Below are 323 nucleotides of genomic sequence, written 5' to 3' on the forward strand. Positions count from 1 at the left end.
AGAAACTCCACCAGACCACCATCATGAAATTCGTTGCTCTCGCTCTGGCCCTTCTGCTGGCTGTCGGCTCTCAAGCCGCTTCCCTCCAGGCTGATGCCCCAGCTCCACCAACCCAGCTCGCCCACATTCGGGCTGCTATGGATATGTACTTGACCCAGGTTAAGGATGCCGCCACAAAGGCCCTGGATGGCCTCGATGGCACCGAGTACACTGAACTCAAGCTGACCTTGACTGGCCACCTGGACAACATGTACAACCAGCTGAAGACTCTGCAGGCTTCTGTCTCCCCCATGACCGACAGTGTCTTCACCACCATCGCTGAC

The 323-nt window shown here is 57.3% G+C and carries 1 protein-coding gene; it reads left to right on the forward strand.

Annotated elements, in window-relative coordinates; genetic code table 11:
* On the forward strand, window positions 1-323 hold a 323-nt coding region (locus EYD45_RS16840), incomplete at both ends, for a hypothetical protein (protein ID WP_165453963.1).

This window comes from Hyunsoonleella flava (assembly GCF_004310325.1).
Classification (GTDB): Bacteria; Bacteroidota; Bacteroidia; order Flavobacteriales; family Flavobacteriaceae; genus Jejuia; species Jejuia flava.